Raw genomic sequence first — 19368 nt, 5'->3', positions numbered from 1 at the left:
GCTGAAATCAAAGGTGAACGACATGAATGGCACAATTCGCGTTGGTAATCTCTTCGGAATTCCCTTCTATATCCATCCGTCATGGTTTTTAGTTCTGGGTTTGGTAACTTGGAGTTATAGCAGTGTACTGGCGGCACAATTTCCCCAATTGTCTGCGGGATTAGCTTTGCTACTAGGATTGATGACAGCGCTGATGTTATTTGCCTCTGTCGTCGCCCATGAATTAGGCCACAGTTTCGTTGCCATTGGTCAGGGAATTGATGTCAAATCCATCACACTGTTTATATTTGGCGGTTTAGCAAGCTTAGAAAAAGAGTCAAAAACCCCAGGTGAGGCTTTTTGGGTAGCGATCGCCGGCCCAATGGTAAGTTTACTACTATGCGGTATCGTTACAGCGATTGGTGTTACTACTGCTGTATCAGGGCCGTTAGCTGCAATTCTTGGTGTTTTAGCTTCTGTTAACTTGGCATTAGCCCTCTTTAACCTGATTCCTGGCTTGCCCTTAGATGGCGGAAATATACTGAAAGCCATAGTTTGGAAAATTACAGGTAATCCTTATAAAGGTGTAACCTTTGCTAGCCGAGTCGGGCAAATCTTTGGTTGGGTAGCAATTCTTTCAGGCGTACTGCCCCTACTATTATTTGGCAACTCCGGTAACTTCTGGAACCTGTTAATTGGCTTCTTCTTGTTGCAAAATGCTGGTAATTCGGCTCAATTTGCCAGAGTGCAAGAAAAACTCACAGGTTTGACAGCTGAAGATGCTGTAACTCATGACAGCCCGATTGTATCTGCTAATCTTACCCTGAGAGAGTTTGCCGATGAGCGAGTCATCAGTGGGCAAAACTGGCATCGGTTCTTAGTGACTGATGATGATGGACAATTAGTAGGTGCGATCGCAATCGATAATTTAAGAACCATCTCCACAGTACTGTGGTCAGAAACTCAAGTCAAAGAAGTCATGCGACCAATTACGGAGTCTACCACAGTCCAATCCGATCAACCTCTGCTGGAAGTTATGCGGTTACTCGAACAACAAAAACTATCTGTGCTTCCCGTAGTTCGTGAGAATGGTGTTCTAGTTGGCATCTTAGAAAAAGCTGCAATTATCCAGCTACTTCAAAGCCGAACCCAACCTAATCCTGCATAGTTGTCTCCAAAAACGGCAACCCTTTGTAGAGACGCGATAAATCGCGTCTTCTACATTTTTATGAAAAAAGTGAAGGTTTAAAACCTCACCCGCAAGTAGCGCGAAACAGTCCTTGTATCCCAAGGGTTGTTGAAACCCCACCCCGAAGTGTCTGTCTTGATTCAATTGCGAATTGCGAATTGCGAATTGGTTTCATGCTCTTAGGAACATGGATTAAATAAGGGAACTCCAAGAAATAGATTATGCAATATTGTGGGGTGGGCATTTTGCCCGCCCAGTCCATAAGGCAAGATGCCCACCCCCACAAGAGTTAATTGGATATTTTTTATTTGTCAGTCCCTAAGATGCAAAACTTTATCCTGTCTCTAGCTTCCCTCTCCTTTATAAGGAGAGGGATTGAGGGTGAGGTAAACGAAGGATATAAATAGTATGTTATTTAATTCTTATTCCTTCGTATTTCTTCTCCAAGAGTTTTTACGAGATATTAGGTATATTCCCAGCAAGGATAAACCGACCACTGGCGTAGTTTCGGGCACAGCTTCGATTTTGGCATAAACGGCTGTTGTAATTGTGGCTCCTTCAAGAGCCTTAATACTTATCTGGGGAACGTCTGGATTAAAGCCAGTTAGCTCAAGGGTATAATTATTGCCTTCAAATGTGAAATTTTGATTACTCAAATTTGTGTCTATATATACAAAATCTGCACTTTTTTCAGGATCTGTTGCGTCGTTAAGCGTATTTATTAGACCCAATTTGAAGTCAAAAACTTGGCTGATTCCAACGGGAGGGCTAAAGGATACATTGAGATTTAAAGGTACAGATTCAACGCTTGTACCACTGAATACCGTTCCGTTAAAGTAAGTTAAATCAGCTATTTTGAATACAGAGTTAATATCCGCAGAAAACGAAGTTCCATTAAAGGTTAGTCTATTTGGAAGTCCTGTCGGTAAATCAGGTTCACCCCAAGTAAATGTATTGCTTCCTACACCTGTATATATGGGTTCAGTATTATCGCTTCCTGGAGTAGGTTCTCCCCATGTAGCGCTAGAGATACCAGGAAAAGTTAGAGCATAAGCTTGAGCAGAGAAACCAAATCCTGTAGCAGAACTCACAAAAAAACTAGATATAGCAGTAGCAAAAATAAAACTTAGTTTCATAATTTTGGATTTTAATTATCATTTTGGAGTTTATTTCAAGTAGACCTCAAATCTACCTTAGTAAATTTACGGAAAATACGCCAATGTCTTATTGTGTTTTTTATAAAATATTTATATGGATTTAAAAATATATTAATTAATAATTTATATTTGTGAAGTTAAGTTTATGGATTGCTAAAAGATTTCATGGGAGCATCCCAATTTTGCTTAAATCTTTTCCCTCACCCCCAGCCCCTCTCCCAAAGATGGGAGAAGGGGTTAGGGCTATCAAGGTTTTTGCACATTTGGGATGCTCCCGATTTCATAGCTTGATCATTGGTAAAACAGGAGTTGCGTAGGCGTAGCCCGTCGTAGATATTGTTACTTTACTTGCTTTCTTAATTGATTGTCAAGTTGATATCAAGTTACTATTCAAAGTTGACTGAAGATTTTTCTTTGACCAGAGTAATAAAAAAGTGTTAGAGGATGTTTGAAAAGTTTTCGGCGAATATAATTCGCTACTACACAAACCAAGTCCACCTCCGTGGAAAGCATGAAAAATCAAGAGTTTTTAACCCACGGAGGTGGGTAAAGTCTCGTGTAGCCGCGATTTCTAATCGCCAAGGCAGTAATAATTTAGACTTTTCAAACACCCTCTTAGAAGCACATCATAATATATAGCAAATTTCAGATAAATGAGGTACAAAATTTAATACAAAAGCCATATAATAAGAGACTTTCAACCCTATTCCCTATTCCCTATTCCCTATTCCCTATTCCCTGCCGTATTTTATAACTTTGACAAAATCTCTGGCAACAACTGACTAGGAACTTTAGATAAAGCCAAATTTTGCCCCTGTATTCCTAATTCATTATGAAAAGCACGAATAGTTTTCACTACATAAGTGAAGGTTGTTTGATAAGCCTCGGATTGTTTACCAAATCCATTTAGGGCTTGCAAATGGTTATCTAATGCTACTTCTAAGTGTTGAGAACGTGTTGTTTTGTCGCCCTTAAAAGACTCATCTATTACTAGCTGATAATGGGCCAGTCCCAGGTTATTGTAGGAAGCAAGTAAATCAAAATTTAAAGAAGTATCGCTAAGTGAGTGAGCCAAAGCTATAGCTTCTTCGTAAGCGCTGATACATAGTTGCAGATAATTTTGCCGTGCCTCTTTAGTTGTCTGAGATAGGTTTGCTAGATGCCAGTAGGCAGTACCCAGATTATTTTGTGTAGCGGCGCAGGCGGTGGGGAAATTTGCTGGAGTGCGATACTTGAGAGCTTCGTTGTAGACATTTATCGCTAACTGGAGATTTTGGGCAGGTTGTTCGTATTGTGCCAGATTCCAGCAGGCAGTACCAATATTGTTTTGAATCATGCCATACTTAAGCGGTTCCTCTTCGGGGTTGTAGTGTACAAGTGCTTCATTGTAAGCTGCGATCGCTTTCTTTAAATGTAAAATTGGTTGATTATATTGCCCTAGATGCCAGTAAGCAGTACCCAAATTATTTTGACAAGCCGCATACTTTAATGAATCCATATCGGCTGTACGGTAATTAAGTGCTTCACTGTAAGCTAAAACTGCTTGCTGCCAATTTTCAGATGGGTGAGAAAAACGAGCTAAATCACCATAAGCTGTCCCCAAATTATTTTGCACACGAGCGTAAGTTTCCAAATGTGTCTGGGGCGAAATCATTTTTAACGCCAACTGATAAAACTCTATAGCCTGCTCTATATAAGTTTGTCCTTCCTCTGAATTGGGTGGTGTGCGGTATAGCATCCAGTAAAGTGTACCCAAGTCATTTAAGATATCTGGAAGTTGTGGTGAATTTTCGTCATAGCTAATTGCCTCTTGATAAGCAATAATTGCCACCATCAAGTTTTCTAGGGTTGACTCTCCTTGCTCAATGCGAAGGCGGTATAAAGTGCCCAGACGATGATAAGCCTCTGCAAGTATCTCTTCTGAAACAAGATTTTCGTGTAATTCTTCAATTTCCAATAAAATCTGTTGTGGCCGTAAGGAATTATCAGTATTTTGAGTGCTACTTGTATTGATTGTTGCTATTACTAGCTCCGTTAACTCACTGCTAATATAAGATAAAGACGACAGCGATTGATTATTAATTCCACTACCAGACCTATTCGTAGATTCCTGCGGTTGTGGCGTAGCCTTCAATAAATCCGTTGTTGATGATGAAACTTCCTGAGTTTTATCTACGCGATTCCCTTGTATCTCCACTGGGAAATCGGAATTATTCTCAAACTTGAACTCGGTGGCTGCGGTTCTAAGTTCTGCTTGGTTAACTGATTCATCTAGAATTGACTGCTCAATATTCCCTAAATCTAAGCTTCCAGAACGTGAAAAACGTTCTGGATAGCCCAAATTCTGATTTGCTGGTGTGGGTTCTCCAGCAAACACAAATACGCCAGTACGGCAACGCCAAAATTGTGGTGCTGATTGCTTGATAGCAGATAACCAAGGACGTGGTATCCACAGCAGCAAGTTAGATTCTAGGAATCGGCTGGATTCTTGTGTAGAGAAATATTGTTCACTTAAGCGGAGATAGTGTAAAAATAATCGTTGTGTCGCTACTGGTTGCTTAGTGAGATGCTCCACGCCGACAATCTGAAATGCTGGTACTGGAAAAGGTCTTCCAGGGCTATCTTTTGATGCTCCAACCATTGGTGGTGGATAATTAGCCAACCATTGATTAATTTGGATTATGGGATTGGGATCGTTTAAATTCAAACGCAACGTCACTAATCGCGGATAAGCTGGAGTGCTATTTTCTTGAGAATTTGATGACTGATATAGCACCTGTCCAACAGGATAAGCCAATGTAGAATGCAAGCGGGCTGCTACCTGATTTCTTAAGTGTAAATTATCACATACAGCTAAAAAAAGTTGTCGTCGTAAGCCAAGACTGAGGGCAAGTTTTAGGCGGTGGTATACTTGCCGATTCCAAGTAGAATTATTCTCGTGTGCAGTATCATTCACGCTCATAGCGGCTAAAGAGCCAAAACACAGTATATATCACCTTTATAGGTGCATCCAAGTAAGATAAATTCATAATAAAAATGATTTTTTAACTCAATACGGTTCAGTTAAGGCTGAAAGACTGATTAGTGATATAAAATTTAGGATTTTTCTTAACATTCAACACTTTTGGCGAGATTATTTTGCGTTGCTGCCCAATTTTGAGGCAAAGCTTCTCTAGTTCTGACAGTTAAAGCAGCATTATAAGCAGCGATCGCATTTTCGATGTTATCTGCCCTGTCTCCTTTAATTCTATCCCTGTAGCCCGGATTTCTTACAAGAACGAGGGAAGAGGCAGAGGGGCAGAGGGGAAAGAACAAGGCACATTGAACTCTCCTCTGCTCCCCTGCACAAGGTTTTGAGAGATGTGGTGAGAAATCTGGCATCTGTGATACGGCTTCTACCGTCTGCACGAAGCCAGCATCAAGTAATTCTTGGTTTGCTGCTAAAAGATGAGGGAATTAGATGTTCTAGTTTCCCCTTTGCAATCTTATTTTTGTGTTCGCAATTGCTATTTCGGCGATCGCAATTGTTATTTCAGCGATCGCAATTGCTATTTTGGCGATCGCAATTGTTATTTCGGCGATCGCAATTGCTATTTTGGCGATCGCAATTGCTATTTCGGCGAACACAATTGTTATTTCAGCGATCGCAATTGTTATTTCGGCGAACGCAATTGTTATTTCAGCGAACGCAATTGTTATTTCGGCGAACGCAATTGTTATTTCGGCGAACGCAATTGTTATTTTGGCGATTACTGTTGCTGATTGCACTTATTCTCAAACAACAAATCGGTATGAAAAATGAGTAAAAACACAGGCAAACTCGTAATTATTGCGTTGAACTTTTAATGAAATAAATCCACAAAACTACCCATCTCAGGCAAAAGGATACTCCACTATCTTGAAAAAGAAATTATTAAAAAAGGATGTGTTATGTCTTTAAAAACTCGTGGTTCTGCTGCTGTTGACAAAGCCCAACTTCGTCTCGCCTTGCTTAAATCCATTGATGAAAGTCTAGATTTAGGACATGGGTTAACCATTGAAGCCTACAACCACCTAATCAACACTACCCGTGCTGTACTAGAAGCTCATAATACGCTGGTATCCAATCTGGAAGAATCGCGTAAAACAATCACCCAGATGGACAAAACCCTCTCCGAAATGTCTGAACGAATGCTAAGTGGAGTTGCAATTGTCTACGGCAGAAACAGTATAGAGTATTCCAAGGCTGGCGGCTCTAATCGAAAACGAAGTAAACAATCTAGTTCAAAAGTTACTCCAGTTGTAGCGGTTCTTACTACTCAACCTACTCAAGCTGCAATTGCCAATGCGTCAACTAACGGTAATGGCACAACTCCTTTGCTACAATAATCCACCTAGTTTGAAAAAGAGAGTAGGGGTAGTTAAATCAGTACTGTAGTGGCGTGGCAAGGCTAAAATGTTGCAAAAAAATTGCTTTGTTGGGGAGCCACTGCGTTGCGCGGGTTAAGAGCGTTGTAGCAAGTGGCTTGGAGGCTTTGCCAAAGCCAACATCCTGATATATGTTGGGTTGCACTCCGCTCCACCCAACCTACGTCTACTGAATTCTGACTTCTAAATTCTTCTTCAACTAAGCTCCATATATATAAACTGTTGCTTTCCAGAAGATGACAATAATTTGTCACCAATACATACGGAAGCGAATTACGAAGTTTGATGACAATAAATTGTCAGCAATGACAGATAATTAATCACTGTACATGATTTATGTCAAACTTTAGTATTCAGCAATGCTTTCATCAAAGCCGATGATGGGATTTGAACCCACGGCCTGCTGATTACGAATCAGCTGCTCTACCACTGAGCCACATCGGCGTACACAATCTAAGAGTATAACATGATTTAGTCATGGTAAACCAAAATCCCAAAAATCGCCTTAACCCTAAACAATATGCCAGCCTCAAAGCGGAAATAGCCGCTCCTTATCGTGGCTTACGCCAATTTTTCTACATCGCTTTCGGTGCTTCTGGTTCACTCGGTGCATTCGTCTTTTTCTTTCAAGTGCTTGCCGGACGTAATGTTGAGAGTGCAATGCCAAGTTTAGCTCTTCAAGTAGGAATCGTTGCCCTAATGGTCTTTCTCTGGCGCTGGGAACAGCGTCAGCAACGACGCACCCAATCGGATGAAAAGTGCTGTTAGCGGTAGCGGGGCGTTTAGCCCGTGCTGAGTTCCGAGTACTGAGATACGACTTTTGTTTTAGGTATTTTCATAATTCTGCAAATTTATCGTAAATTAAAGGGTTTAAGAACCTGCAATCTACATGTAGCAACCATTTCAGTCGGGGTTTGTCTTGAGAAATCGCTCCACTTGGGATGCATCCCAAGACCGCGTTTCTCGCTAAATCCCCTTATGTAATGTCTTTAATTTTGAATTTTGTTAGCGTAGCGTAAAGCCTTCTCTACGAGAGGCTCCGCCAACGGCATGGCTTCGCTTAGAGCGAGTCTGCGTACCCTTACAGGGAAGCAAGCTACGCTTTTAGCGTCTCGTAGAGAGCGTCATTTTGAATTTTGAATTGTTAATAATGCTTTTATGAAGATTAAAATATCGAGAGATAAAAAATAAAAAAATTATTAGAAAATTCCAAAAAGCAAAAATTTCTAGGAAAATAGAAATCATTGAAACGGGGTCAGCCACTATAAAGATCCTGATCATAAACCCAATCACATTGAAATGGGGTCAGCTATATTTAAAGACCCCAAATTTTATGTTTAGAAAACCCTAAAATTAATAAAACTCACATTAATTGGAAACGCCAGACTGATAATTTGTTAGTCTGGCACTTCCAATTTACTGAGCTGTTACCAAATAGGATGAAGGAATTGGTTGAGCGCGTCCAGCACTGACGAGTGCCTGGTAAACAAAGGCAGCAACTTCGGCTCTAGTCGCTTCACGGCTAGGATTGAGTTGCTTGACTGTGGGATAGTTGATTACTAATTGCCGTGCAGTTGCCGCCGCAACAGGAGCGATCGCATAATTAGGAATCTGGGCCGCATCGGTGTAAAAGGAAAGGATATTCTGATTATTCGTAGTTAAGCCCAAACCATTAGCTAAAGCCACTAACGCTTGCACTCTGGGGATTTGCTGCTGTGGTTTAAAAGTGCCATCGGGATAACCAGAAACAAATTGACTCTGGTAAGCGGATTGAATTGCAGCGTAAGCCCAGAAATTGCTTGCGACATCCCTAAATCGAGTACCTGCACGTTTGGCTGGTGGCGTTAGGGCTTTAGTGACAATAGTGGCGAATTGAGCGCGGGTTACAGGTTCATTGGGTTTAAAGCTGCCATCAGGAAAGCCAGCAATAATATTTTGGGAAGCTAAAGCTTCGATGTAGGTTTTTGCCCAGAAATTTGTCGATACATCTTTAAAGGCGGTAGTCCCTCCAGGGGGTACGTTAACACTTGCGGCAACAAAATCTACTGAGCCAAAAATCTTTTTCTGATCGATATCGTTGCCAACAGCAATAATTTGACCTGTTTTGGTGGCGTTGTTCACATCATAACGAGTGTTATGGCGGATCAGATTGCCACCAGGATTTTCATTGGTGCCAAGGTCGGGTAAAGCATTAACAGTTGCTACTACTCCATCCCGCTTATTGTTCTGAATGACATTCTTACGCAATATGGGCTTCGCTGACTCTGAGATAAAAAGACCGTCTTGGTTTTGGACGATTTGGTTTTCGACAACGAGGGGCGTAGAAGTGCCACCGATCGCAAGACCAAAACCAGTATCCTGAAATAAGTTATTCCGAATTTCTCCTTGGGCCGCTTTAGCAATTGAAATCCCATTACCTTTGTTTTGCACAAAGATGTTACTTTCAATTTTGGGATTGCCTGTACCTGTGACAAAAACACCCTCTCGGACACTGTTAGTAAAAGTACTGTTTTTGATGATGGGATTAGTTGATTCCACCCACACACCCGTACCCCGGCTATTTGGGTTGGTGACGGTGACACCAGTAATAGTGGTATCTTGCTCGGCAAGGATGGTAATATCTTGTCTGGCAAAGGTGCGGCTAGTGTAGAAACCTCCACCTGTTATTAATATCCCCTGACCTTTACTAGCTTCATCACCCCGCAGTGTTACCCCTGGTTTCAGCAACAGTGGGAAGGTTTCGCCACTTTCTTGGTTATAGTTACCAGGTGCTAATTGAATAACTGCACCTGCTTGGGCTTGACTAAGAGCGAAAGTTATGCTCTTGTAGGGTGTCGCTGAGGTTGCACCAGCACCAGCACTATCTGTACCAGTTGCAGGATTAACGTAAATCGCTGCGGCTGTTGTAGGAGCTTGCGCGGTGAGAGTTGGGGCGATACCTGCTGGGTTAGTAGCACCAGCATTAACCTCACCAGGTAGTAGTAGTGAACCACTAGAAACAACAAGCATTGCCGTGAGTCCGGCTCCCACGCGTAAAGTATAGCTGAGATTACTGCTAGAAAGAAGGCAGAAATTTTTCGCTAGAGAAATGTGAAAACCCCGATATTTCATTTTTTGAGTCTGTGATGTGCTGATTACGGTATGTTAAACAAGGTTTTACAATAGCTACAAGGCTACTATGAAACCCATGCAAAACTATACTGGATGATTAGCACTGATTCAGCTAAATTTCTTAGATACATCACAGAACTTATACATTAGTTATATTAGACATCTTCAGAAATTAATTATACGTTACGTATAAATACTTGTAGAGACGCGTTAACGCCGGGATTAGTCCCACTGTTAACGCGTCTCTACATTCTTTTTCACAGATGTCTATTGTATTTTTTAGAAAATTCTACTAAACCTCGTCTACCTTGAAAACCGTAGTTTTGTAGGTTGGGTGCAGCGATAGCGTAACCCAACATAAAATTTGGTGGTAATGTTGGGTTGCGTTTCACTCCACCCAACCTACATAAATATATCTTTTAAAAAACTCTAGGTTTCAACATAGATGAGGTTTAGTAAGCTAAAGTTTCTAAAGTTTCCCTTAAATACCTCTGTACTTGCTGTTCCAGACGAATTCCCTGTAATTGGGTATCGCGTTCTAGTTGCCAGCGCTGAAAACCGGAACTAGTGGAGATCGCGCACTTAAGGCTATACCAAATTTCAGTATCAGCAGAAAATTGGCGATCGCTAGAAGCTGGAATTTGAGCCATAGTTCCTCATTCCTTTATTTTAAACTTCAACGGTAATTGGGTATTGGGAAATTCAATTTTGGATTTTAGATTTTGGATTAAATTTCAATCTAAAATCCAAAATCCAAAATCTAAAATCTAAAATTATTACTCCCCTGCTCCCTGCTCCTTATTTATAGCCCTTTAAAGTGAAATAATATACTTTGCGGGCTGCTACGAATCTGTATTTATCCTAAACAAGGATTGCAGTAGTCGGGGCACGATTTGATTAACCCGCACCCCTAAAATGGTAAAGTCTTGCTTAATCTTTTCTAAAGATAATGGTTCTATGCCAGCGAATTCTGTCTCATTAATCACCAAAACTCGCATTACACTCACAGGTATTTGTAAAAATAGATTGCACCCCAAAAAGGCTAACCCCGCAAGCACTAGTGCCAGGCTGCGCCATTGTGGGAGAAATTTAGCTGAATTTGCGACTAATGGGGCAATTTGGTAAAGATTCCACAGTATCCAAACCGACAATACTGCTGCCACTAATGCCAGGATACGATTTAACTTTGTATTAATTAAACAGAGAATTTTTCGTTGCCGTTCAGTCAAATTTTCTGGCTTCAGGGCTATTCCTAAAAGAGCAAATATATAAAAAGGGCGACGCAACTGCATCCACAACAGGGGGAGAACACCAATGGCGGCAACTAAAAATAGCTCCATCCAGACTGGTAAAAACGGCTCGCCTACAGACAGGAACAATAAGCAGAGTACTAAAAAAACAGGCAACGTCGCCAATCCAGCGACGTGAATCCACAAAATAGGTTCAGAGCGAAATGAATGCATATTATGAAAATTTGTGAGTTAAGAATTAGGAGTTAGGAATTAGCAGCCTTTAACTCCTAACTCCTAATTTATCACTCCTAAGGTCTAACCATTTTACCCTCAACACTATCTCGTTAAGGTGAGAGTGCGGCGCTTCGTAACCATCTGATAGGATTCGATGATGTCACCTTCAACCCAATCATTAAATTTATCGATGCCGACACCGCATTCATAACCAGCGTTGACCTCACGGCTATCTTCTTTCATCCGTTTTAGGGAATCAAGGACACCTTCAAAGATCACCTTACCGCCGCGTCGCACCCTGACTTTGCAGTTGCGAACTAGCTTGCCAGATTGAACGTAGCAACCGGCAACCGCACCACGACCGACTGGGAAGACGGCCCGGACTTCGGTTTGACCCAAGGGTTCTTCCACCAACTCTGGTTCCAAAAGACCTTCCAATGCATCTTGGATATCTTCTAGGAGTTTGTAGATGACGTTGTATTCCCGGACATCTACACCTGCTTCATCGGCGGCTTGTCTCGCACCACTGGCAAAGGTGGTGTTGAAGCCGATAATTACAGCGTTACTGGCAGCTGCTAAGTCGATATCTGTCTCGGTGATTTCCCCAGCAGTCGCCAACAGCATCCGAATTTGGACTTCGTTTTGCGGGATTTGCTTGAGCGCTCCCACAATGGCTTCCACCGAACCTTGTACGTCTCCTTTCAAGATCAAGTTGAGTTCTTTCAACTCGCCTTCTTGGGCTTGAGCGGACAGGGTTGTCAGGGTAACACGTCCCTGTAACAGGCGGGATAAGCGTTGTCTGTCGGCGCGATCGCTAGCGAGGGATCTGGCTTCTTTTTCGTTCTGGAAGACCTCGAACTCGTCGCCGGCTGCTGGCACATCACTTAAACCTAGTACCTCGACAGCAAAGGAAGGAGAAGCAATATCTACTCTCTTGCTTCTGTCATCCACCATTGCCCGGACTTTACCGAAGGCCGAACCAGCTACCAAGATATCTCCCACATGCAGGGTACCATTCTGAATTAGCAGGGTAGCAACTGCTCCCTTGGCTTTATCCAGATGTGCTTCAATGACAGTTCCTTTCGCAGCACGATCTGGGTTAGCAGATAGTTCTCCAACTTCTGCTACCAACAGAATCATCTCTAAGAGCGTATCCAGATTTTCACCTCTGATGGCGCTCACAGGAACCATGATTGTCTCACCGCCCCAGTCTTCTGCTGTCAGACCATATTGGGTCAGTTCTTGTTTAACCCGCTCTGGCTGTGCCCCTTCTTTGTCAATTTTGTTGATGGCAACAACAATTGGCACTCCCGCAGCTTGGGCGTGACTAATGGCTTCAATGGTTTGGGGACGGACACCATCATCAGCAGCTACTACTAATACGGCAATGTCTGTAACCCTAGCTCCTCGTGCCCGCATCGCTGTAAAAGCTTCGTGACCAGGAGTATCCAGGAAAACTATCTGCTGTGGTTTACCCTCATGTACCAAATCCACATGGTAAGCACCAATGTGTTGAGTGATACCGCCAGCTTCGCCAGCAGCCACTTTGGTTTTGCGGATTGAGTCGAGCAGGGTTGTTTTACCGTGGTCTACGTGACCCATAATTGTCACGACTGGCGGACGGCGGTGGAGATATTCTCGGTCTTCTGCACCGACCATTTCCGTGATTTTCCGAGCTTCTGCTTCTCGTTCGACGGTTTCAACTTCTATTTCTAGTTCTTTTCCTACCAGGGTAATTGTGGGAATATCCAGATTTTGGGTGATACTCACCGCCATGCCTTTCAGGAAGAGGATTTTGACAATCTCTGTATCGGCAACGGCTAAAACGTCAGACAGTTCTTGCACTGTCAACGGCCCTGTAATCGTCACTTTTTCGGGGCGATCGCGCTTAGTCTCGGCTTCTTGGCGACGGTTTTGGTGATGGTCGCGCCCAGAACCAGACCGAGAACCAGACCGAGAACCAGATTTTTTCGCTCTTGCAGTTGGGGCGCTAGCAAGGGTTGCACCTGGCATCTGTACAGGTCGAGTCGCTTTCGGTTTGGGAGGACGAGCAATGGAAAGGCTGACTTGGACTGTGGCTGGTGAGTCGATATCATCATCATCCAGCAAATCTTCTTCAAACTCATCATCAAGGATGGGCTTGATCCGCTTGCCTTTGACGCCAGCTTTTGCCTTCTCTTTAACTTCGTCAATGATTTCCTCTTCTACCCACTTTTTACCGCCTTTGGTTGGGCGAGGGGGACTTGGGCGTTTCAAGTCGAGGAGATCCGGTGTGATTGGTTCATCACCCAATCCTTGAGATTTGCCGGCTATTCCTGACAACTGTCTGGGTGGAGTAGCGATCGGCATTGCGGCTGCTACAGATTCACCTGGGCGTGCTGGTCTGGGTCGTTGTCCCTCTCCCAGTTGTGATGGTGCAGATGGTCTATTGCCCCTTGGCTCTGGTCTACTGGGTGCAGGGGTGGGACGACTTGTCCTTTGTGGCGCACCAACTGGGGACTGGTCTGTTGGCAGTTTAGCGACTCTCGGCTTGATTTGCTCGCGATCGCCTTCTGCGGGTCGTACCCGTTGGTCGCGTTTGAGGATCGGTTTATCTGCCTGAGATCCCGGCTGTTCATCTACCACCTGCGCTTCTTCCGCCGCAGGTCTGGCTGGAGGAGCAACTAGTTGCGGTTTGATCGGTTTTTCCGATTTCGGTCTGGGTGCAACTGTTTTTTCCGGTTTTTGGGATGCTATTTTTTCCGGTGCTGGATTTGGATTAGGCGTTTGTTCCAAGTCAGCGATCGGAGATTGGCTCTGGGGTTGCTCTTTAGTCTCAGATTGAGTCCGGGGCACAGGTCGAGTTGGTGCTGCCGGTTTCAGGGGTGAGACTGGTGTAGCGAAAGGCCGTGGAGGAGAGGGAGGATTAGCTTCAGACAAGGCAGCTTGGGTATTGTTAGCAAGTGACGCCTCTGGGGCGTTGGGAGTAGTATTTCTCAATATTTTGGGTTTGCGTATTTCCAAAATTTGCTGTTTGTGGGGTGCAGCAGGTCGGTTACGTCCGCCGTTGGGTGGTGAATTTGGCTTATGGCTGGTTGTACCTAGTTCCTTTTTGGCAGACACACTCGTAGCTGCAAGCTTTTCTGCTGCCGCCCGGATGTTTTCTGCCTCGGATTCTGAAATCGTGCTGCTATGGCTTTTGACCGCAATATCGAGCTGGTCGCAAATTGCTAGTAGCTCTTTGTTATCCAAATTCAATTCCTTTGATAATTCATAAATTCTAACTTTGCCGTTGTTCATCCACTCTTCCCCTTTAATTTACAGTTTTAGCGGATGGTTGCCTGGTTTGCGACATCTCCATCCTTGGATTACTGTTTTTAGACTGCCGTTCAGTTTTTGCCGGTGCCTCCAATCAGGAAAGAGAGATGTTTCGGTTTAATAATGGCATCCCCACCAGGAATGGTGGTTGAGGGATACCCATAAAAACTTCTTAAATAAAAGATTTTTATAGGAACCCTTGATGCCGAACTGCGCCTGAGCGCTACCAGGTTGCCATTTTGTAGTTTCTTGTTTTGGTGATTCTGAGTCTTCCACAACACAATCGATTACATCTTGTTCTGGGAATGTTGCCTCGCCCCTCTTTTTATTGGAGAGCCGAATGCTTTTTACACCCATTTACTATTTTGGCACTAACCTTAACGATCAACAGAGGGTGTGATGAAAGCACGACTTCGGCTTTCGACACAATGCCTCTGATGATTACGTCACAAAGTTGTTCCAACTAAATTTGGTTTTGGGTATTAATGCGGGCTAGACGTTGCGACAAGCTTTGGTACAGTGTTTCTGGCACTGATGCATGTAGCGATCGCCCTAGTCGATTTTTTTTTTGAGCTGCTTGTAGGCAACTCGTTTCGGGACAAATATAGGCAGAACGCCCCATGCCCTGATCTAATTGTACCTTTCCCGATGGAAAGACGCGGACAATCCGCCAAAACTCATCTTTTGAGCCTACTTTACGGCAACTAATACAGCGCCGATAATTTGGTTTCATCGGTTATCTGTGATCTCAATCCAGGATTTTGGAAGTAAAAAGAAGTTTACTATGACTATTTTTTACCTATACCCAGCAGTTTTTGAGAAAATAATCCTTGAGACTGAGACTACAATCTACAGTATCAAAACTTTACAAAATTAATCAATTATTCATCATCGTTAAAACTATCTTCCTCTTCTAATTCTTCCTGCTCGAATTCTTCCTCATATTCCAGATCGTCTTCCTCTGATTCTTCTGATTGATATTTTGTTCTGACGGCTGCAAATTTGGCATCCTCTCCTGCAAAGTCATACTTAGCTTTGTCTTTGATGTCTATTTTCCAACCAGTCAGGCGGGCTGCTAAACGGACGTTTTGTCCTTCTTTGCCGATAGCTAAACTCAATTGATCTTCAGCCACCAGTACGTGAGTTTGCCGTGATTCTGGGTCCATCAGCCGTACTTCATCTACTCGTGCTGGACTTAAGGCATTAGCAATGTATGTTGCTGGGTCTGGCGACCAGCGAATTACATCTATTTTTTCACCGCGTAATTCGTTGACTACCACTTGAATTCGTGATCCCCTGGCTCCAATACAAGCGCCTACTGGGTCTACATCGCGATCGAGAGTATCTACTGCTATTTTAGTTCGGGGGCCGACATAACGGGAGGGGGGGTTTGCCTCCCTAGCGACGGCAACAATCCGTACCACTTCATCTTCAATTTCTGGGACTTCGTTGGCGAAGAGATAAACCACTAAACCAGCATCAGCACGAGACACAAGCAACTGTGGCCCTCGTTGCTGACCTTGGGAGACTTTTTTCAGATATACCTTGAAGGTGGCATTTGCCCGATAATTATCGTTGGGTAGCTGTTCCCGCTTCGGTAATTCGGCTTCTACTTCTGGCTGACCAAAATTACTGGTGACTGCCAAAACCACTGATTGCCGCTCAAACCGCAGGACTCTTGCTTGCAGGACTGTTCCTTCTAAATCTTGGAACTCTTCTTGCACCATTTGGCGCTGTTGATCCCGTAATTTTTGCGCCAATACCTGCTTAGTTTGCATCGCCGCCATCCGCCCAAATTCTCCTTGGTCGGGGGTAACATCCAGCACTACAGAGTCTCCTAACTGGGCTTCAGGAGCGACTTGTTGAACTTCGTCTAGGGAAATTTGGTGGTCTGTGTTATTGACTTCTTCAACAATGGTTTTGGTGGAAAGAACGCGAAAGCCCTCTCCTTCAATGTCAAGTTCTACTTCAAAATTCTCAAAATAATCTTCGTCAAACTGTCTGCGCTCTAAATTTTGGGCACGGCGATAACGTTCATAGCCTTTGAGTAGGGCTTCTCTAATCGCTGATTGAACTGCAAGCCGGGGTAAATTGCGATCGCGACTTATACTTTCAATTAATTCTTTTAATCCAGGTAAAGTAACCATTGACATAAGCAATCTCCTTTAGAAATTAGGGACTGGGGACTGGGGACTGGGGACTGGGTATTGGGGACTAGGGATTGGGCATGGGGCATTGGGTGCAAAGGGGAAAGACTTGCAGCAACTTCCCCTCTGCTCCTCTGCTCCTCTGCTCCCTCTGCTCCTTTGCTCCTCCAATCCCTAGTCCCTAGTCCCTAGCCTCTAGCCTTTAATCACTCGTTTATCGGCGCTCGTCTAACTGCACCTTATTAATTAGGGAACGGGGAATTTCGACTACACGACCTTTTTGGTTTAAGTAAAGTGTTATCTCATCCCGGCGAATCAACTGACCTGTCCACTCTTGTTGTCCGTCGTAGGGGGGCGTTGTGGAGATAATGACAGGAAATCCTTTAAAGGAAATAAACTCCCTGTCTGTTACCAGTTGCCGCGAAATACCAGGGCTAGACACTTCCAAGACGTATTTATCTGGAACGATTTCCGCAGCATCTAAGGAGGCTTCTAAAGCACGGCTCATCCTCTCACAATCATTCAAACCGGTGTCTTGTTCAGGATTGCGAATATCTACCCGCAATACTGGCGGACTTTGGTTGGTGTGAAAAACCACGCCAACCACTTCTAATCCCAGTTCTTCTGCCACTGGTGTCGCCAAATCAATAATTTGTGGAACTAAAGGATGAGCCATGAGAGAATTCAATAAAAAAAGTGGGCTTCGACCCACTTCCTGCGATAGGTATATCTTCCAAGAAGTCTTGTGACGAACCAAATGATGATTCGCCTAGTTCGAGTTTAGCGCATTTCTTTTATAGTCGTGCATTGGGTACTGCGGACTGGGGATTGGGGATTGGGGATTGGGGATTGGGGATTGGGGATTGGGGATTGGGGACTCACGTTAAGTACAATTAATTAATTAGTAGCAAATTATCTGTGTACCTCTGCGTCTCTACCCTGTGGGAAGCTAAAGCGCCTATGCGTTTAAATTTCAACCCTTAATTAATTACGCCATGATTTTACGCAAACCTCTACTAAGGACTAGGAACTAAATTATCCCAGTCCCTAATCCCCAGTCCCTCTACCCTTCCCGGATTTTTGGAAGAGTATTACCTTTATCAACTACTGTGGAAACTGATGTTTGTGTTCTCAACTTCCGGGTTTGCTCGATAATTTGGTCTATGTCTTCTTGGGACAGACGCTGGACGTAGTTGAGTTTTATTTCCTCTAAGAAATCAAAAAGTAAACTCTGAATTTCTGAGAGTACGTGTTTTTCCTTGATTTGAGATCCCAAGACTTTGGTGAAGCTTTCTACTAGTTGACTGGTGAGTTTTGCGCCCACAGGATCTTCAACAGCGCTAACTAACGTTTTGTAAAGATTAGTTGTGATTTGAGTCGCCAATTGTTCGCTTAACTGAGTTTGAGCCTGTCCCACGCCGGGGAGATTCTGGAGGTTGCGGTAGACGGGGACTTGATGCAAGACGGTTTCGATGTTGTGGCGCAAAATGGCAACGATCGCAGGTTGAATATCAGGTAACACTTGGTAGACAATTGTTTTTACCAAAAGACCTGCGATCGCTTCCACTTCATTCACATTATTAATATCTATGTAGGGACGTAAATTTTCTTGTTGCGAGAGCCATCTCGTTAACTCACCCCTCTGAATTGAACCCTGAACCTGATTAATCACTCTCACCACGACAATTTCTGTGAGTTCTTCGGCAAAATTGGCAACAATTCCCTGATTAAGTTGCTTTCGCACTGGATGCAGATTCAATAACTGCGCTTGATCGAGGCGAATTAATACAGGTATGATTCGCAACCCTCGCCAAAATGGCAGTAGTAAAAATAAATCGTACCAACGCCACAATAGTGCTTCTAACCAGCTAAAACCAGGATGTTGTCGTTTGAGCAAGAAGGTGCGCCCCAGTAATTCTACGCCAAATAAAATCACAAAGGGTAAGTCAACTTTAATCCAGAAATAATCAAGAAATTCGCCATTTTCCCCGATGTGGCGGTAATAGTTAGAGGCAATCAAAGGGCGGATGCTATCGTTGAAAAAATTAATTTCTTGAACCCAGCCTTTTTGTGATAGGTACGGCTGACTCCAAAAAGTGCCAAAGGACTGTTTTGCAGATTCGTTATTGATGCGATCGCGCATCCGCTTTTTGATTTTTTCTAGAGTACCACTCTTATTCGCTCCCGCAAACGGGTTAGTGTCAATCATCTCGTTGCTCAGACGCCTGATTTCTTCTAGCCTGCTATTTACCTGAGGCGACTGTAACCCTGTTTGGCTGACTTGTTTTTCTAATGCCTTTACTAGTTCTAAATAATTTTTCGTCTCTCGATGACTTTCAATACCTTTGATTGGGTCATAAATCTTAACAATTTGCGGAAGTTTTCGCAAGTAGAAATCTCGCCAAGGTACGTAACTTAAATCAAACAAAACCAAACCTAAATTTACGGCGGCAGTAATTGCCATAAATCTTTCAAACCAAAGACTACGCTGTTTAGAAAATTTCACGTTTCTCATTATTTGTCATATATTATACATTTTGAGGGCGTTGAGAATATAAGCTATTTCGCTTAATTAATTTTCGGCTATTTCCAAGAAATTACAGCTATTTGCAGCC

At 43.4% G+C, this 19368-nt stretch carries 17 protein-coding genes and 1 tRNA gene; 4 read left to right on the top strand and 14 right to left on the bottom strand.

Annotation, left to right across the window (positions count from 1 at the left end):
* Window positions 1-22: 22 nt before the first annotated feature.
* Window positions 23-1147 carry a site-2 protease family protein gene (locus tag V7K76_RS03935; protein ID WP_334774461.1) on the top strand — a complete coding sequence of 375 codons (1125 nt, stop codon included), beginning with the start codon at window positions 23-25 and terminating at the stop codon, window positions 1145-1147.
* A gap of 443 nt (window positions 1148-1590) precedes the next feature.
* On the opposite strand, the gene V7K76_RS03930 is transcribed toward V7K76_RS03935, so the two are convergent.
* The 3 genes from V7K76_RS03930 to V7K76_RS03920 all read right to left on the bottom strand — a co-directional run bounded on the left by V7K76_RS03930 (window position 1591) and on the right by V7K76_RS03920 (window position 5733).
* A complete protein-coding gene (locus V7K76_RS03930; RefSeq protein ID WP_334774460.1) occupies window positions 1591-2304 on the bottom strand; it encodes a choice-of-anchor K domain-containing protein in 714 nt (237 codons plus the stop codon).
* A 769-nt stretch (window positions 2305-3073) separates the two neighbouring features.
* Window positions 3074-5287, bottom strand: a complete 2214-nt coding sequence (locus V7K76_RS03925; protein ID WP_334774459.1) for a tetratricopeptide repeat protein — start codon at window positions 5285-5287, stop codon at window positions 3074-3076.
* A 146-nt stretch (window positions 5288-5433) separates the two neighbouring features.
* Complete coding sequence (locus V7K76_RS03920) at window positions 5434-5733, bottom strand: hypothetical protein (protein WP_335029674.1); 300 nt, start codon at window positions 5731-5733, stop codon at window positions 5434-5436.
* An 85-nt stretch (window positions 5734-5818) separates the two neighbouring features.
* Between V7K76_RS03920 and V7K76_RS03915 the strand changes: the two genes are divergently transcribed.
* Both V7K76_RS03915 and V7K76_RS03910 read left to right on the top strand, forming a co-directional pair.
* Window positions 5819-6127: a hypothetical protein gene (locus tag V7K76_RS03915; protein WP_335029673.1), complete on the top strand. Its 309-nt coding sequence runs from the start codon at window positions 5819-5821 to the stop codon at window positions 6125-6127.
* A 128-nt stretch (window positions 6128-6255) separates the two neighbouring features.
* Window positions 6256-6693 carry a hypothetical protein gene (locus tag V7K76_RS03910; RefSeq protein WP_334774456.1) on the top strand — a complete coding sequence of 146 codons (438 nt, stop codon included), beginning with the start codon at window positions 6256-6258 and terminating at the stop codon, window positions 6691-6693.
* Window positions 6694-7104: 411 nt separating this feature from the next.
* Here the strand turns inward: V7K76_RS03910 and V7K76_RS03905 are convergent.
* Window positions 7105-7176: transfer RNA gene (locus tag V7K76_RS03905), tRNA-Thr, on the bottom strand.
* A 33-nt stretch (window positions 7177-7209) separates the two neighbouring features.
* On the opposite strand from V7K76_RS03905, the gene V7K76_RS03900 reads away from it, so the two are divergent.
* Window positions 7210-7500: a DUF3493 domain-containing protein gene (locus V7K76_RS03900; RefSeq protein WP_334774455.1), complete on the top strand. Its 291-nt coding sequence runs from the start codon at window positions 7210-7212 to the stop codon at window positions 7498-7500.
* A 648-nt stretch (window positions 7501-8148) separates the two neighbouring features.
* Here the strand turns inward: V7K76_RS03900 and V7K76_RS03895 are convergent.
* The 10 genes from V7K76_RS03895 to V7K76_RS03850 all read right to left on the bottom strand — a co-directional run bounded on the left by V7K76_RS03895 (window position 8149) and on the right by V7K76_RS03850 (window position 19268).
* Entirely contained in the window at window positions 8149-9843 is a 1695-nt protein-coding gene (locus V7K76_RS03895) for a DUF1565 domain-containing protein (protein WP_334774454.1), read from the bottom strand.
* A 257-nt stretch (window positions 9844-10100) separates the two neighbouring features.
* Window positions 10101-10235 carry a hypothetical protein gene (locus tag V7K76_RS03890; RefSeq protein WP_334774453.1) on the bottom strand — a complete coding sequence of 45 codons (135 nt, stop codon included), beginning with the start codon at window positions 10233-10235 and terminating at the stop codon, window positions 10101-10103.
* A gap of 60 nt (window positions 10236-10295) precedes the next feature.
* The gene (locus V7K76_RS03885; protein ID WP_179066571.1) at window positions 10296-10493 is read right to left on the bottom strand and encodes a hypothetical protein; all 198 of its coding nucleotides are present in this window, start codon (window positions 10491-10493) and stop codon (window positions 10296-10298) included.
* A gap of 192 nt (window positions 10494-10685) precedes the next feature.
* On the bottom strand, window positions 10686-11306 hold the full coding sequence (locus V7K76_RS03880) for a low-complexity tail membrane protein (protein ID WP_334774452.1): 621 nt from the start codon (window positions 11304-11306) through the stop codon (window positions 10686-10688).
* A 105-nt stretch (window positions 11307-11411) separates the two neighbouring features.
* Window positions 11412-14588: a translation initiation factor IF-2 gene (infB, locus tag V7K76_RS03875; RefSeq protein ID WP_334774451.1), complete on the bottom strand. Its 3177-nt coding sequence runs from the start codon at window positions 14586-14588 to the stop codon at window positions 11412-11414.
* Window positions 14589-14723: 135 nt separating this feature from the next.
* Window positions 14724-14963 (bottom strand): hypothetical protein, encoded by a 240-nt coding sequence (locus tag V7K76_RS03870; protein ID WP_334774450.1) that lies wholly within the window; start codon window positions 14961-14963, stop codon window positions 14724-14726.
* A gap of 106 nt (window positions 14964-15069) precedes the next feature.
* A complete protein-coding gene (locus V7K76_RS03865) occupies window positions 15070-15339 on the bottom strand; it encodes a YlxR family protein (RefSeq protein WP_179066568.1) in 270 nt (89 codons plus the stop codon).
* 148 nt (window positions 15340-15487) lie between these two features.
* Entirely contained in the window at window positions 15488-16759 is a 1272-nt protein-coding gene (gene nusA, locus V7K76_RS03860; RefSeq protein WP_334774449.1) for a transcription termination factor NusA, read from the bottom strand.
* Window positions 16760-16967: 208 nt separating this feature from the next.
* Window positions 16968-17429: a ribosome maturation factor RimP gene (gene rimP, locus V7K76_RS03855; RefSeq protein WP_334774448.1), complete on the bottom strand. Its 462-nt coding sequence runs from the start codon at window positions 17427-17429 to the stop codon at window positions 16968-16970.
* A gap of 387 nt (window positions 17430-17816) precedes the next feature.
* Window positions 17817-19268: a hypothetical protein gene (locus V7K76_RS03850; protein WP_334950547.1), complete on the bottom strand. Its 1452-nt coding sequence runs from the start codon at window positions 19266-19268 to the stop codon at window positions 17817-17819.
* Window positions 19269-19368: the final 100 nt, after the last annotated feature.

The sequence above is a fragment of the Nostoc sp. genome (assembly GCF_036917975.1).
Classification (GTDB): Bacteria; Cyanobacteriota; Cyanobacteriia; order Cyanobacteriales; family Nostocaceae; genus Nostoc.
The sequence above is the reverse complement of the archived record's forward strand: the minus strand, read 5'-3'. Positions and strand labels throughout refer to the sequence as shown.

Excerpts from the sequence above, each read along its gene's own strand:
- infB (WP_334774451.1), bottom strand. The coding sequence starts at position 14,588 with ATGAACAACGGCAAAGTTAGAATTTATGAATTATCAAAGGAATTGAAT.
- V7K76_RS03900 (WP_334774455.1), top strand. The coding sequence starts at position 7,210 with ATGGTAAACCAAAATCCCAAAAATCGCCTTAACCCTAAACAATATGCC.
- V7K76_RS03885 (WP_179066571.1), bottom strand. The coding sequence starts at position 10,493 with ATGGCTCAAATTCCAGCTTCTAGCGATCGCCAATTTTCTGCTGATACT.
- nusA (WP_334774449.1), bottom strand. The coding sequence starts at position 16,759 with ATGTCAATGGTTACTTTACCTGGATTAAAAGAATTAATTGAAAGTATA.
- V7K76_RS03925 (WP_334774459.1), bottom strand. The coding sequence starts at position 5,287 with ATGAGCGTGAATGATACTGCACACGAGAATAATTCTACTTGGAATCGG.
- V7K76_RS03865 (WP_179066568.1), bottom strand. The coding sequence starts at position 15,339 with ATGAAACCAAATTATCGGCGCTGTATTAGTTGCCGTAAAGTAGGCTCA.
- V7K76_RS03910 (WP_334774456.1), top strand. The coding sequence starts at position 6,256 with ATGTCTTTAAAAACTCGTGGTTCTGCTGCTGTTGACAAAGCCCAACTT.
- rimP (WP_334774448.1), bottom strand. The coding sequence starts at position 17,429 with ATGGCTCATCCTTTAGTTCCACAAATTATTGATTTGGCGACACCAGTG.
- V7K76_RS03880 (WP_334774452.1), bottom strand. The coding sequence starts at position 11,306 with ATGCATTCATTTCGCTCTGAACCTATTTTGTGGATTCACGTCGCTGGA.
- V7K76_RS03870 (WP_334774450.1), bottom strand. The coding sequence starts at position 14,963 with ATGGGTGTAAAAAGCATTCGGCTCTCCAATAAAAAGAGGGGCGAGGCA.
- V7K76_RS03930 (WP_334774460.1), bottom strand. The coding sequence starts at position 2,304 with ATGAAACTAAGTTTTATTTTTGCTACTGCTATATCTAGTTTTTTTGTG.
- V7K76_RS03850 (WP_334950547.1), bottom strand. The coding sequence starts at position 19,268 with ATGAGAAACGTGAAATTTTCTAAACAGCGTAGTCTTTGGTTTGAAAGA.
- V7K76_RS03935 (WP_334774461.1), top strand. The coding sequence starts at position 23 with ATGAATGGCACAATTCGCGTTGGTAATCTCTTCGGAATTCCCTTCTAT.
- V7K76_RS03895 (WP_334774454.1), bottom strand. The coding sequence starts at position 9,843 with ATGAAATATCGGGGTTTTCACATTTCTCTAGCGAAAAATTTCTGCCTT.